The following is a 14,485-nucleotide window of genomic DNA, read 5'->3' as shown; positions in this document are numbered from 1 at the left end:
TACAGAGGCGTTCGGTGTGAGGGTAGATTTGAGTGCCGGCGGGCAAGACCTGCACGGCTTGCCGCGCTTTCAGCGCGCAGGCTGGCAAGCGCGGCGGCTGTCATGGTTGTTGATCGCCCTGGCCGTGAGCCTGGGCCTGGCCTTGTTGGCCGGGGTCTTCATCCGCCTGTTCGCGGCAGACACGCTCTGGACTCCCCTGCTCTATCTGCTCGGTAGCGCCGGCCTGCTGCTGGCGGGCAACGTGCACTGGGCCTGGCGTATCGCACAGTGGCGTGAGCGCGCCCTGCAGTCGGGCCTCGGCGCCGTGGCGAACAGCGAGCCGGCAGTGCTCGATACCTCCCTCAGCGCCTACGATCGCCTGCTTAATCGCGTGGTCGCCCGCGGCCAGCGCCTGGTCGGCCGTCTGGGCGTCAGCGCGCTGTGGATGATCGCCGCCAGCCTGCTGGCGCTGTGGGTGCTGCAGAGCGCCTGGCAGCTGAACCTGATGCCCGCCGCCGTGGGTCAGAGCGCCTATGTGGTTGCCGGGCTGGGCCTGGTGCTCGCGTTCGCGCTGCTGGTACTCGAGCGCCACATGGCCCACGCCGACGCCCAGGAATGGCCCGAGGCCCACGGCCTGGCCCTGCAGTTGCGCGTCGTGCTGGCGTGCCTGGCCATCGCCGTGCTCTGCCTGTTCTTCGCCGGGCCGCAGAGCGTCTGGCCGTTGCGCCTGGCGGTGCTCGCCGGGCTGCTGCCCGGGCTGGTGGCGATCGAGCTGCTGGTGCGCGCCGGTTTTTCCATGTTCAACCCCCAGCGCCCGAGCCTTGAGCCACAGATCGTCGCCGACAGCCTGCTGGCCGGCCTGTTGCAATGGCCGCCACGGCCGCTGGGGCGCCTGCAGGACCAGGTCCACGAGCGTTTCGGCATTGACCTGCGGCAGATCTGGGCGTTCGGCTTCATGCGCCGCGCGCTGTTGCCGGTGCTGGGCTTGATGTTGTTGATCGGCTGGGGCCTGAGCGGCGTGACCCAGATCGCCATGAACGGCCGTGGCATCTACGAGCGTTTCGGCAAGCCCGATCAGGTCTACGGCCCGGGCCTGCATGTCGGCCTGCCCTGGCCCTTCGGCCAGGTGCGCGCGGTGGAAAACGGCGTGATCCATGAACTGGCCACCAGCGGCGAAGGCAACACTGCCAGCGAAGAGCTGGCGGGCACCGACGGGCCGGCGCCGGTCAGCGCCAACCGCCTGTGGGACGCCACCCACCAGAGCGAAAAATCCCAGGTCATCGCCAGCGCCGCCAACGACAAGCAGAGCTTCCAGATCGTCAACATGGACATTCGCTTCGTCTACCGCATCGGCCTGAGCGACCAGGCGGCGCTGGCCGCCACCTACCACAGCGCCGACATCCCGGCCCTGATCCGCAGCACCGCCAGCCGCGTGCTGGTGCACCAGTTTGCCGGGCGCACCCTCGACGACCTGCTGGGCGAAGGCCGCAACGACTTGTCGGCGAACATCGGCAAGGCCGTGCAGGCCGATCTCGACGGCCTCGACAGCGGCGTCGAGCTGCTGGCCACGGTGGTCGAGGCCATTCACCCACCGGCCGGCGCCGCCAATGCCTACCACTCGGTGCAGGCCGCGCAGATCAGCGCCCAGGCGTTGATCTCGCGTGAACGCGGCAAGGCCAGCGAGGCGCTCAACGATGCGCAGATGCAGGCCACCGACCTCACCGATGCCGCCAGCGCTGCCCATCAGGAAACCCTGGGCACGGCCCGCGCCGCGCAGCTGCGCTTCGGCGCCGAGGAGCAGGCCTGGCGCAGCGCCGGGCAGGCGTTCATCGATGAACAATACTTCACCCAGTTGGCGCTCGGCTTGAGCCACGCCCACGCGCTGATCCTCGATCACCGCCTGACCGGCAGCCAGCCGCCGACTATCGACCTGAGAAGCTTTGCCGCGCCGGTCGACCCCGCCCCCACCCCAACGGGCGTTGACCGCTCTGCCGCAGGAGTAGCCCCTTGAGCGCACCCCATTCCCACGCCGGGCACGAGCATCACGAGCCCGGCCACGGCCACGATCACCATGGCCACGATCACCACCACCCGCCGCTGTCGAGTCCACCGGCCGGCCCGCGCGCACGCCCCTGGCGGCGCATGGCCCTGGCCGGCGTGCTTGCCCTGTTCGGCCTTGCGACTGCGTGCCTGGTGCAGGTGCGTTCCGGCGAAGCCACGGTGATCACCCGCTTCGGCAACCCGGGCCGTGTGCTGCTGGAACCGGGCCTGGCCTGGCGCCTGCCGATTCCGTTCGAATCGGCGGTGCCGGTCGACCTGCGCCTGCACACCACCTCCAGCGGCCTGCAGGACGTCGGCACGCGCGACGGCCTGCGCATCATTGTCCAGGCCTACGTGGCCTGGCAGGTGCAGGGTGACCCGGACAACGTGCAGCGCTTCATGCGCGCAGTGCAGAACCAGCCCGATGAAGCGGCGCGCCAGATCCGCACCTTCCTGGGTTCGGCGCTGGAGACCAGCGCCAGCGGCTTCGACCTGGCCAATCTGGTCAACACCGATGCCAACCAGGTGCACATCGCCGATTTCGAGGAACATGTGCGCCAGCAGATCGCTGGGCCCCTGCTCAGCACCTACGGGGTGCGCGTGCAGCAGGTCGGCATCGAGCGCCTGACCCTGCCCGCCGTGACCCTCAACGCCACCGTCGAGCGCATGCGCGCCGAACGCGAGACCATCGCCACCGAGCGCACCGCCGAAGGCAAGCGTCAAGCGGCGCAGATCCGCTCGGCGGCCGAACGCGACGCGCGCATCCTGCAAGCCGACGCCACGGTCAAGGCCGCCGACGTCGAGGCGCAGTCGCGCGTCGAAGCCGCGCAGATCTACGGCAAGGCCTACGCCAGCGCACCGCAGCTGTACAACCTGCTGCGTTCGCTGGACACCTTGGGCAGCATCGTCAATGCCGGCACGCGCCTGGTCCTGCGCACCGACGCTGCGCCGTTCCGCGCCCTGGTCGACGGCCCGCCGCAACTGCCGGCGCCGGCGGGGAATCAACCATGAGTGCAGCGCCCTCCGCCGCCGGTCAAGGGCCGTGGTGGCAAGCCGGGCGGCTGGCGTTTCTAGCGCTCTACGCAATCACCCTGCTCACCGCACTGGCCTGGGGCCTGGGCAACATCCGCCAGGTCGGCCCCGAGAGCCGCGCGGTGGTCATCCGCATGGGCGCCCTGGAACGGGTGCAAGGCGCCGGCCTGCTGCTGGCCTGGCCCGAGCCATTCGAGCAGGTGGTGCTGCTGCCCTCCCCTGACCGCGTGATCGACCAGCGCGTGCAGACGCTGCTGCGCGATAACCCGGCCAGCAAGACCGACATGAACACCTTGCTGTCCAACGACGCAGTGGCCGGCGCCGGCTACCTGCTGACCGGCGACTCCGGCGTGGTACAGCTGGACGTGCGGGTGTTCTACAAGGTGACCGACCCCTACGCCTACGTGCTGCAACAGGCCAACCTGGCCGCTGCCCTCGACCGCCTGGTGGCCCGCAGCGCGGTCGCGGTGTGCGCCTCGCGCGACCTGGACACCATTCTGGTGGCGCGTCCGGAGCTGATCGGCAGCGACAGCCAGGCCGCCGAACGCCGTGAGCGCCTGCGCGGTGACCTGGTGCAAGGCATCAACCACAGCCTCGCAGCGCTGCAAACCAGCGGCAGCGGCCTGGGTATTCACATCGAGCGGGTCGACCTGCAGTCCAGCCTGCCCGAGGGCGCGGTGAACGCCTTCAATGCCGTCCTCACCGCCAGCCAGCGCGCCGAGCAGAACATCGCCAGCGCCCGCAACGACGCCGCCCGGGTCAGCCAGGCCGCCACCCAGGACGCCGACCGCACCCTGCAAGTGGCCCACGCCCAGGCCAGCGAACGCCTGGCCAAGGCCAACAGCGACACCGCAACCATCAGCAGCTTGGCCGCCACCGAGCGCGACCGCAGCGATCCGGGCCTGCTCCAGCGCCTGTACCGTGAACGCGTGCCGAGCATCCTCTCCAAGGCCGGCTCGGTGACCACCGTCGACCCGCGCGACGACAGCCGCTTGATCCTGCAAGGCAGCCCACCATGAGCACTCCGACGCACGACCCTGCGCATGATCATGGCCATGACCATGCTCATGACGAGCACGATGACCACAGCCACTGCGGCCACAACCACGGTCACCTGACCGGGGCCATGCTGACCCGCGACGAGCAACGCTCGGCCGCGCGCCAGCTGAGCATCGCCATGATCGCCCTCGGCCTGCTCGGCCTGGGCCTGCTGAGGCGCTGGTTCGACCCGCAACAGGACGGCGTCGGCCAGTTGCTGTTCGGCGCCGCGTCCTTGCTGGTGGCGGTGCCGGTGCTGCGTTCGGCCTGGTACAGCCTGCGCTTTCCCAGCCTGCACGGCATTACCGATCAGTTGGTCGCCCTGGCGTTGCTCGGCGCCTGGGCCACCGGCGACCTGCTGACCGCCGCTCTGCTGCCGGTGCTGATGATCTTTGGCCACGTGCTCGAGGAGCGCAGCGTGATCGGCTCCCAGGAGGCCATCGAGTCCCTCGGCAAGCTGACCCGCAGCCAGGCGCGGCTGATCGCTGCCAACGGCACGGTCAGCGAAGTGGACAACAGCCAGTTGCGCAGCGGCGACCTGGTGGAGGTGCGTGCCGGCGACCGCATCCCCGCCGATGGCCGGGTGCGCGACGGCGAAGCCAGCCTCGACACCGCGCCGATTACCGGCGAATCGGTGCCGGTGCAGGTGGCACCGGGCATGGAAGTGTTCGGTGGCGCGATCAACCTCGACGGCCTGTTGCGCATCGAAGTCTCGCGCACCGGGCAGGACTCGACGCTGGGCAAGGTCATTGCGCTCATGCAAAAAGCCGAACGGGCCAAGCCGCCGATCACCCGCTTGCTGGAGCGCCATGCCGGGCAGTACATGATTCTGGTGCTGCTGATCGCGGCAGTGACCTGGTTCATCAGCAAAGACCCGCAAGCCATGCTCGCCGTGCTGGTGGCTGCCTGCCCCTGCGCGCTGGTGCTGTCGGCGCCGGCCACGGCGATTGCCGGGATCGCCGTGGCGGCGCGCCATGGCATCCTGATTCGCAGCTCGGCATTCCTTGAAGAATTCGCCGACCTGAGCTCGCTGGTGATCGACAAGACCGGCACCCTCACCTACGGCGCCCTGCGCCTGCAACAGTTGCAGCAGCCAGTCGGCACCCAGCAGGACGAACACCTGCTGCTGACCCTGGCCGCCAGCCTCGGCGCGGCCAGCAGCCACCCGGTCAGCCGCGCGCTGGCCAGCGCGGTGCCGGCCCAAGCCTGGCTCGTGCTGGACAACTTGCGCGAACGCCAGGGCCTGGGGGTGATCGCCAGCACCGGGCAAGGCGAAGCGGCCCTGGGCCGCGCCGAGCTGTTCAACCAGCTGGGCATCGACCTGCCGCCGGTGCCCGAGCACGATGGCCCGATCGCTGGCCTGGCGCTCAATGGGCGCTTCTGCGCCTGGCTGCTGTTGGCCGACCAGGTGCGCCCGGAAGCCAGCCTGGCCATGGCCGACCTGCGTGAATTGGGCCTTGGCCGGCAATTGCTGCTGACCGGCGACCGCCTGCCGGTGGCGCAGACCCTGGCCCGGCAGGTCGGCATCAGCGAGGTGGTGGCCCAGGCCCTGCCGGAAGACAAGCTCAGCCGGGTCACCGACGAGATCCGTGGCGGCTTCCGCCCGCTGGTGGTCGGCGACGGCATCAACGACTCTTTGGCGCTCAAGGCCGGCGTGGTGGGCGTGGCCATGGGTGCCGGCGGCTCGGACATTGCCCTGGCCTCGGCCGACATCGTGCTGATCGGCAGTGACCTGCGCCGCCTGGGCACCTGCGTGCGCCTGAGCCGCCAGTGCCGGCGCACCCTGCAGGTCAACGTGGCCATCGGTCTGGGCTGGACCCTGGCCATCGTCGCCGCAGCGGCTTTCGGCTGGCTGGGCGCCGCCGGGGCGATGATCGCGGCTATCCTGCATAATCTCAGCACCTTGCTGGTGCTGGGCAACGCCGGGCGCCTGCTGCGCGTAGAAGAGCCGCTGGCGGCGCTGCACGCTCTGCCGCCCGGCGGCGGGTTTGCCGTCGAAGGGCGCACTGACGGATAATGCGCGCAATCGATTCAGCGCCTGATGATTGAGGATTAGATGGGTCTCACCACGGTTACCGCCAAGCAGCTCGAAGTCCAGCGCATCGTCGATGTGCTGTCCAGGGGCGTCGCCCAGCATCGCTTGCGCCCAGGCACCCGCCTGATCGAGGCACAGATCGTCGACACCCTGCAGGCCAACCGCAATCACGTGCAGGTGGCCCTGCAGCGCCTAGCCATGCAGCGCATCGTCACCATCGAGCCCAACCGCGGCGCCATCATTGCCCAACCCAGCGCCCGGGAAGCCCGCGAGGTGTTCGCCGCACGGCGCGCCATCGAGCGGGCGATCGTCGAAAGCATCTCGGCGCAGACCCTCCACGAGCAGCGCGAACGCATCGCCCAGCACATGGCCAACGAGCGCCAAGCCACCACCAGCAGCGACCGCCGGTTGATCGTGCGCGAGCTCAGTGAGTTTCACCTGTTGCTGGCGCAGCTGAGTGGCAATGCGGTGATGGCCGAGATCCTCGACAACCTGATGGTGCGCAGCTCGCTGATCGTCGCCTTGTACCAGCGCAACGACGTGCCGGCCTGCGCCTCCAACGAGCACCAGCAGATTCTCGATGCCCTGAGTGCGGGCGATCAGGCCTTGGCCGTGCAGGTGTTGATGGCGCATCTGGATGAGCTGGAAAACCAGCTGGCGCTGGACGAACCGACGGCCCCGGAAGTCAACCTGCGCGAGGCGTTGGCGGGGCTGTAGTGGTCGGCTCAACCTGCAGACCGGCCTTGCGGCCTCTCGGGGTCTACGCCCCCTCCCACACAGGATTCGTGCCCCAGCTCGTGGAAGGGCCAACGCCCCGAGAGGCCGCCAGGCCGGTTTGATCTTCGGGCACCTGGCGCTATCGAACTTCAGCCAGCCCCTACGTGATAGGCGCCAATGTGGTGGTCGGCTGAACCTGCAGACCGGCCTTGCGGCCTCTCGGGGTCCGCGCCCCCTCCCACACAGGGTTCGTGCCCCAGCTCGTGGGAGGGGCAACGCCCCGAGAGGCCGCCAGGCCGGTTTGATCTTCGGGCACCTGGCGCTATCTAACTTCAGCCAGCCCTACGTGATAGGCGCCAAGACACCTTGCGCGAGGCCCTGGCGGGGCTTTAGTGGTCGGCTGAATCTGCAGACCGGCCTTGCGGCCTCTCGGGGTCTGCGCCCCCTCCCACACAGGATTCGCACCAGCTCGTGGGAGGGGCAACGCCCCGAGAGGCCGCCAGGACGGTTTGATCTTCGGGCACCTGGCGCTATCTAACTTCAGCCAGCCCCTACGTGATAGGCGCCAAGACACCTTGCGCGAGACCCTGGCGGGGCTTTAGTGGTCGGCTGAATCTGCAGACCGGCCTTGCGGCCTCTCGGGGTCTGCGACCCCTCCCACACAGGATTCGCACCCCAGCTCGTGGGAGGGGCAACGCCCCGAGAGGCCGCCAGGACGGTTTGATCTTCGGGCGCCTGGCGCTATCGAACTTCAGCCAGCCCCTACGTGATAGTGGTCGGCTGAATCTGCAGACCGGCCTTGCGGCCTCTCGGGGTCTGCGACCCCTCCCACACAGGATTCGCACCCCAGCTCGTGGGAGGGGCAACGCCCCGAGAGGCCGCAAGGCCGGTTTGATCTTCGGGCACCTGGCGCTATCTAACTTCAGCCAGCCCCTACGTGATAGGCGCCGGGTTGAACAGCACGATATCGTTGTGCAGCTTCAAATGCTCGGCGCAGGTCTGCTTGCGCCCGCTGGCCACGTCCAGGTAGTAGTGGAACAACTCCCAGCCCAACTCCTCGATGGTTGCACGGCCGGTGGCTACGCGCCCGGCATCGACGTCGATCAAGTCCGGCCAGCGCTCGGCCAGTTCGGTGCGGGTCGAAACCTTTACAACCGGCGCCATGGCCAGGCCATACGGCGTGCCACGGCCGGTGGTGAACACGTGCAGGTTCATCCCCGCCGCCAATTGCAAGGTGCCGCAGACGAAGTCGCTGGCCGGAGTGGCGCAGAAGGTCAGGCCCTTGCGCTTGAAGCGCTCGCCGGGACCGACCACGCTGTTGATCGCGCTGCTGCCGGACTTGACGATCGAGCCCAGGGATTTCTCGACGATATTCGACAACCCGCCCTTCTTGTTGCCCGGCGTGGTGTTGGCGCTGCGGTCGGCGGCGCCGCGCTCGAGGTACTGGTCATACCAGTCCATCTCGCGCACCAGCTCGGCGGCGACTTCCTGGCTTTCGGCCCGCGAAGTCAGCATGTAGACGGCGTCGCGCACCTCGGTGACTTCCGAGAACATCACCGTCGCGCCAGCCCGGATCAGCAGGTCGGAGGCAAAGCCCAGCGCCGGGTTGGCGGTGATGCCGGAGAAGGCGTCGCTGCCGCCGCACTGCATGCCCAGGATCAGCTCGGCGGCCGGCACGGTTTCGCGGCGGCGCTGGTCGAGCTTTTTCAGGCGGGTCTCGGCCAGGGTCATGATCTCGTCGATCATCTCGCCGAACCCGTGGCTGGAATCCTGCAAGCGGTACAGCCATGGCTCGCTGAGGTCGACCGAAGCATCGTCTTCGTGCATCACCTGGCCGGCCTGCAGCTTTTCGCAGCCCAGGCTGATGACCAGCGCTTCGCCGCCCAGGTTGGGATTGCGCGCCAGGTTGCGCACGGTGCGGATGGGAATATAGGCATCGCGCGCGGTGATGGCCACGCCGCAGCCGTAGCTGTGGGTCAGCGCCACCACGTCATCGACGTTGGGGTATTTGGGCAGCAGTTCGGCCTTGATGCGCTTGACCGCGTGGTCAAGCACGCCGGTCACGCACTGCACCGTGGTGGTGATGCCGAGAATGTTGCGGGTGCCGACGGTGCCGTCGGCATTGCGGTAGCCCTCGAAGGTGAAGCCTTCCAGTGGTGGCAGCGGCGCCGGCACGGCGTCGGACATTGGCAGGCTGTCCAGCGGCGGCGCCGAAGGCATGGCCAGCATGGTCTCGCGCACCCAGCTGCCCTGGCGGATGTCCTGCAGGGCGTAGCCGATGATGTGGCCGTAACGCAGCACCTTGCCGTCCTTGGGGATGTCCACGGTCGCCACCTTGTGGCTCTGCGGCACGCCTTCGATCACGGTCAGGCCGTCGGGAAACTGACTGCCCTCGGCCACGCCCTGGTCGTTGACCACCACGACCACGTTGTCGTCGGGGTGCAGGCGCACGTAACGCGGGGAGTCGGAATGTTCGATCAACTGCATGGGGGCACCTTCTTGTTGTCGCTCAGGCTTAGGCTGTTTTCTGCCCCCGTCGCTCTGCGTCGACGGGGGGTGTTGCATGATGCTGCAGCAGGGTTCAACGAGCGGGCAGCGGCGCCGGGGCATCCTCGACCAGGCGACCGTCCTCGTCACGCAACTCTACACGCTTGATCGGGCCGACGATCACCAGATAGCTGAACACCGCGACCAGCGCGTTGGCGCCGACATACACCAGCGCCCACTTGAACGAGTGGGTGGCATTGATGATGAACCCGATGACGATTGGCGTGGTGATCGAGGCGATGTTGCCGAACATGTTGAACAGGCCGCCACTGATGCCGGCGATCTGCTTGGGCGAAGTGTCCGACATCACCGCCCAACCCAGCGCACCCACGCCTTTGCCGAAGAAAGCCAGGGCCATGAACGCCACCACCACCCAGTCCAGTTCGACGTAGTTGCAGATGATCATGCTGGTGGACAGCAGCAGGCCGCAGACGATCGGCAGTTTGCGCGCATAGGTCAGCGAGTGGCCACGGCGCAGCAAGGCATCGGAGATGATCCCACCGAGCACGCCGCCGATGAAGCCGCAGATGGCCGGCAAGGAGGCGATGAAGCCGGCCTTGAGAATGGTCATGCCGCGTTCCTGCACCAGATACACCGGGAACCAGGTGAGGAAAAAGTAGGTGATGCCGTTGATGCAGTACTGGCCCAGGTAGATGCCGAGCATCATGCGGCTGGTCAGCAGCTGGCGAATATAGCCCCACTTGGGACCGCCGCCCTGCTTGGCGCCCTTGTCCATGTCCACCACGCCACCGTTGTTGCGGATCAGGTCCAGTTCGGCCTGGCTCATCATCGGGTGGTCACTGGGGTTGTGGATGTACTTGAGCCACACCAGTGAGAACAGTACGCCCAGCGAGCCCATGACGATGAACACGTGCTCCCAGCCGAAGCTGTGGACGATCCAGCCCATCAGCGGCGAGAACAGCACGGTGGCGAAATACTGCGCGGAGTTGAAGATCGCCGAAGCGGTGCCGCGTTCAGCGGTGGGGAACCAGGCCGCAACAATCCGCGCGTTGCCTGGAAAGGCCGGGGCTTCGGCGAAACCGACCATGAAACGCAGCATGAACAGCGCGACCACGGCGTTGGCCACCGGCATGTAGCCGACGAAGCCCTGGAGAATGGTGAACAGCGACCAGATGAAGATGCTGTAGAAGTAGACTTTCTTCGAGCCGAAACGGTCGAGCAGCCAGCCGCCGGGGATCTGCCCGATGACGTAGGCCCAGCCGAACGCCGAGAAGATGAAGCCGAGGGTGACGGCGTCGATGCCCAGGTCCTTTTGCAGGCTGGAGCCGGCAATGGAGATGGTCGCGCGATCGGCGTAGTTGATCGTTGTCACGATGAACAGCATGAACAGGATCAGATAACGGACATGCGTTTTCTTGTTGGCTAGCATGCAGGTGGTGCTCCCACTCATTATTTTTTTTGCGGGGAATACTTCTGTGTGTCCTTCCCACTGCACGAACGCGGCTTGCCCGCTCTACAGCCACAGGTTCGATCAAGACCCCAGTGACTGCAATCGCGAGCAGGCTTTACCGGTGCAGGGTGCTGCGTGAAGCAACCAGCGGGTTATTGCGGGCCCATCTTGTCCATCAGCGCGGCGAGCATTTCATACTCTTCGCCGGTCAGGTCGGTCAGCGGGGTACGCACGGGGCCTGCGTCATAGCCGGCGATCTTGGCGCCTGCCTTGACGATGCTCACGGCGTAACCGTGCTTGCGGTTGCGGATGTCCAGGTACGGCAGGAAGAAGTCGTCGATCAAGCGGCCCACGGTGGCGTGGTCGTCCTTGGCAATCGCGTGGTAGAAGTCCATCGCGGTTTTCGGAATGAAGTTGAACACCGCCGAGCTGTACACCGGCACGCCTAGGGCCTTGTAGGCCGCCGCGAAGACTTCGGCGGTAGGCAGGCCACCCAGGTAGCTGAAGCGGTCGCCCAGGCGGCGGCGGATCGAGACCATCAGTTCGATGTCGCCCAGGCCATCCTTGTAGCCGATCAGGTTCGGGCAACGCTCGGCCAGTTGCTCCAGCAGCACAGGGGTCAGGCGGCAGACGTTGCGGTTGTAGACGATCACGCCGATCTTCACCGATTTGCACACGGCTTCGACGTGGGCGGCAACGCCGTCCTGGCTGGCTTCGGTCAGGTAGTGCGGCAGCAGCAGCAGACCCTTGGCGCCCAGGCGCTCGGCCTCTTGAGCGTATTCGATCGCCTGACGGGTGGCACCACCGACACCGGCGAGAATAGGCACGCTCTTGGCGCAGGTATCGACGGCGGTCTTGATGACTTGCGAGTATTCGCTGGCGGCCAGGGAAAAGAACTCACCGGTGCCACCGGCGGCGAACAGCGCGCTGGCGCCGTACGGGGCGAGCCATTCCAGGCGCTTGATGTAGCCAGCCTGATGGAAGTCGCCTTGAGCGTTGAAATCGGTCACCGGGAAAGACAGCAGGCCTTCGGAGACGATGGATTTGAGTTCTTGTGGAGTCATTGTTAGATCACCCTGGACGCACGGTAAGAGGATGGAATCGCTTTGTTGCGAATCTGGGTGTTACGTTATCGTACAACTACAGGAATGACTATCCCCCTCTGCTAAATATTTTCTGTGGGACCGGGCTTGCCCGGGAACGGCGTCCACCTGTTCCCGGGCAAGCCTGGCCCCACAGATCCATCAACCCAGCTGAGTGACCAGCTTGGTATTCAGATAGGCTTCGATGGCCTCGGTACCACCCTCCGAGCCATAGCCCGAATCCTTGATGCCGCCGAACGGCAACTCCGCCAAGCCGATGCCCAGGTGGTTGATGGTGACCATGCCCGCCTCGATGCCACTGCTCAAGGCCTGGGCAGTCCGGGTCGAAGTGGTGAAGGCATAGGACGCCAGGCCGAACGGCAGGCGGTTGGACTCGGCCAGTGCTTCTTCCAGGGTGTCGAATGGAATCAGCAGCGCCACGGGGCCGAAGGGCTCCTCGTTCATGATGCGCATGCCCTGGTTCAGGCCGCTGAGGACGGTTGGCGCATAGAAATAGCCGGGGCCGTCGATGGCCTTGCCGCCCAGGTGCACGGTGGCGCCCTTCTCGCGCGCGTCATCCACCAGCGCGGCCACTGCCGGCACACGGCGGTCGATGGCCAGCGGGCCCATGGTCACGCCCTCCTCCAGGCCGTTGCCGACCTTGATGCCCTTGGCGTGCTCGATGAACTTGGCCAGAAACGGCTCGAACACCTCGCGCTGCACCAAAAAACGAGTGGGCGAGACGCACACCTGCCCGGCGTTGCGGAACTTGGACGCGGCCAGCAGCTTGGCGGCGTTGTCTAGGTCGGCGTCGGCGAACACCAGCGCCGGAGCATGCCCGCCCAGCTCCATGGTGGCGCGCTTCATGTGCTGGCCAGCAAGGGCGGCCAGCTGCTTGCCCACCGGTGTGGAGCCGGTGAACGTCACCTTGCGAATGATCGGGTGCGGGATCAGGTAGTTGGAGATTTCGGCCGGCACGCCATAGACCAAACCGATGACACCGGCCGGCACCCCGGCGTCGGCGAACGCACGAATCAACTCGGCCGGCGAACCCGGGGTCTCCTCCGGGGCCTTGACGATGATCGAGCAGCCGGCAGCCAGTGCCGAGGACAGCTTGCGCACCACCTGGTTGATCGGGAAGTTCCACGGGGTGAAGGCGGCCACCGGGCCGACCGGCTCCATGATCACCTTCTGCTCCACGCCGTCGCTGCGCGGTGGCACCACCCGGCCGTAGCTGCGGCGGCCTTCTTCGGCCAGCCAGTCGATGATGTCGGCGGCAGCCAGGGTTTCGGCGCGGGATTCGGCCAGGGGCTTGCCCTGCTCCTGGGTCATGATGCGGGCGATCACTTCGACGCGATCGCGCACGATCTGCGCGGCCTTGCGCATCAACTTGTAGCGGTCGAAGGCCGAGGTCTTGCGCCACACCTGGAAGCCGCGCTCGGCGGCCGCGAGGGCCAGGTCGAGGTCGGCGATGCCGGCATGGGCGACGCTGCCCAGGGTGTCGCCGCTGGCGGGGTCAAGCACGGCCAGACTGGCGCCGCTGAGGCTTGGCCGCCATTGGCCATCGATGTAGAGCTGTACGTCGGGATACATGGTGCGGGTTCCCCTCGAGAATATTGAACGCGGTGCTCAGCGCAGACGCTGCTGATACACCGAAAGATGGGCGTAGACCGCCGCCAGCAAGGGCGTCGGCAGGTGCGCCTGGCGCGCACGGACCAGCAGGTCGCCAACGATCTGATCGGCCTCGATGGGCTGACCGGCTTGCAGGTCCCTGTACATAGATGAGGTCTGCGCCGAGTCTTTCAAGGTCAGGGCGCGGCGAGTCTGCGCCAGGTACTCCTCGCCGGGCGGATATCCAGCTGCGGCGGCGACACTGACCACCTCGTCGATCAGAGCATTGCTGAAGGCCAGGCCCGCTTCGGTGCTGGCCACTTCGCCGATGGTCGCGCGCATCAGGCTGTTGATGCAGCCCAGGGAGGCCAGCAGTATCCATTTGTCCCACAGGTCGCGTTGGATGTCGTCGGCCCAGCGCGTGGTGAAGCCGGCATTGGCCAGGGTTTCGTCCACCTTGCCCAGGCGTTCGCTGCGCTGGCCGTCGAGCTCGCCGTAGAACAGTTCGTTGATTTTCGCGCCCTGGACGATGCGACCCTGCCCGTCGAGGGTGGCGATGATCTTGCAGACGCCGCCGATCACCGCCTGGGCGCCGAAACGCGTCGCCAGTGCATCGAGGTGGCGCACGCCGTTGAGCACCGGCAGGATCAGGCTGTGCGGGCCGACGGCGGGCGCGATGTCGGCCATGGCTTGATCAAGGGCGTAGGCTTTGACCGTGAGGATGATCAGGTCGTAGTGGCGGTCCAGGTCGGCGGCGGTCACCAGCTTGGGCGTCACCGTGAAATCGCCGTGGGGGCCGAGCACCTGCAGGCCTTCCTGGCGCAGTACTGCGGCGCGGCCGGCCCGCACCAAGAAGGTTACGTCGCGCCCGGCCTGCGCCAGCCGCGCCCCGAAGAAGCCACCGGTCGCACCGGCCCCGACAATCAGCACACGCATAAAGTTTGCCTTTGGATATGAGTCCGAGAACTTTAGGCCTGATGCTGCCCGCAGGCA

10 protein-coding genes are annotated in these 14,485 nt (G+C 66.9%); 5 read left to right on the top strand and 5 right to left on the bottom strand.

The genetic code is table 11. The features are described 5' to 3' along the window. Positions 1 to 16 precede the first annotated feature (16 nt). From SFA35_RS12425 to SFA35_RS12405, 5 genes are all read left to right on the top strand, one after another. The gene (locus SFA35_RS12425) at positions 17 to 1,990 is read left to right on the top strand and encodes a protease modulator HflK (protein WP_320578758.1); all 1,974 of its coding nucleotides are present in this window, start codon (positions 17 to 19) and stop codon (positions 1,988 to 1,990) included. Beyond that, entirely contained in the window at positions 1,987 to 3,030 is a 1,044-nt protein-coding gene (locus tag SFA35_RS12420) for a protease modulator HflC (protein WP_320578756.1), read from the top strand. The genes SFA35_RS12425 and SFA35_RS12420 overlap by 4 nt, the downstream gene beginning before the upstream one ends. Further along, entirely contained in the window at positions 3,027 to 4,070 is a 1,044-nt protein-coding gene (locus tag SFA35_RS12415; RefSeq protein WP_320578755.1) for a protease modulator HflK, read from the top strand. The genes SFA35_RS12420 and SFA35_RS12415 overlap by 4 nt, the downstream gene beginning before the upstream one ends. Before the next feature lie 107 nt (positions 4,071 to 4,177). After that, positions 4,178 to 6,106 carry a cation-translocating P-type ATPase gene (locus tag SFA35_RS12410; protein ID WP_320578992.1) on the top strand — a complete coding sequence of 643 codons (1,929 nt, stop codon included), beginning with the start codon at positions 4,178 to 4,180 and terminating at the stop codon, positions 6,104 to 6,106. A gap of 39 nt (positions 6,107 to 6,145) precedes the next feature. Beyond that, positions 6,146 to 6,841: a GntR family transcriptional regulator gene (locus tag SFA35_RS12405; protein ID WP_320578753.1), complete on the top strand. Its 696-nt coding sequence runs from the start codon at positions 6,146 to 6,148 to the stop codon at positions 6,839 to 6,841. Between the two features lie 933 nt (positions 6,842 to 7,774). Here the strand turns inward: SFA35_RS12405 and garD are convergent. The 5 genes from garD to panE all read right to left on the bottom strand — a co-directional run bounded on the left by garD (position 7,775) and on the right by panE (position 14,428). Further along, the gene (garD, locus tag SFA35_RS12400) at positions 7,775 to 9,328 is read right to left on the bottom strand and encodes a galactarate dehydratase (protein ID WP_320578752.1); all 1,554 of its coding nucleotides are present in this window, start codon (positions 9,326 to 9,328) and stop codon (positions 7,775 to 7,777) included. A 94-nt stretch (positions 9,329 to 9,422) separates the two neighbouring features. Beyond that, positions 9,423 to 10,778 (bottom strand): MFS transporter, encoded by a 1,356-nt coding sequence (locus SFA35_RS12395; RefSeq protein ID WP_320578749.1) that lies wholly within the window; start codon positions 10,776 to 10,778, stop codon positions 9,423 to 9,425. A 173-nt stretch (positions 10,779 to 10,951) separates the two neighbouring features. Beyond that, positions 10,952 to 11,863: a 5-dehydro-4-deoxyglucarate dehydratase gene (gene kdgD / locus SFA35_RS12390; protein ID WP_320578747.1), complete on the bottom strand. Its 912-nt coding sequence runs from the start codon at positions 11,861 to 11,863 to the stop codon at positions 10,952 to 10,954. A 180-nt stretch (positions 11,864 to 12,043) separates the two neighbouring features. Beyond that, the gene (locus SFA35_RS12385; protein WP_320578745.1) at positions 12,044 to 13,474 is read right to left on the bottom strand and encodes an NAD-dependent succinate-semialdehyde dehydrogenase; all 1,431 of its coding nucleotides are present in this window, start codon (positions 13,472 to 13,474) and stop codon (positions 12,044 to 12,046) included. 36 nt (positions 13,475 to 13,510) lie between these two features. After that, the gene (panE, locus tag SFA35_RS12380; protein ID WP_320578744.1) at positions 13,511 to 14,428 is read right to left on the bottom strand and encodes a 2-dehydropantoate 2-reductase; all 918 of its coding nucleotides are present in this window, start codon (positions 14,426 to 14,428) and stop codon (positions 13,511 to 13,513) included. Positions 14,429 to 14,485: the final 57 nt, after the last annotated feature.

It is taken from the genome of Pseudomonas sp. HR96, assembly GCF_034059295.1.
Taxonomy (GTDB): domain Bacteria; phylum Pseudomonadota; class Gammaproteobacteria; order Pseudomonadales; family Pseudomonadaceae; genus Aquipseudomonas.
The sequence above is the reverse complement of the archived record's forward strand: the minus strand, read 5'-3'. Positions and strand labels throughout refer to the sequence as shown.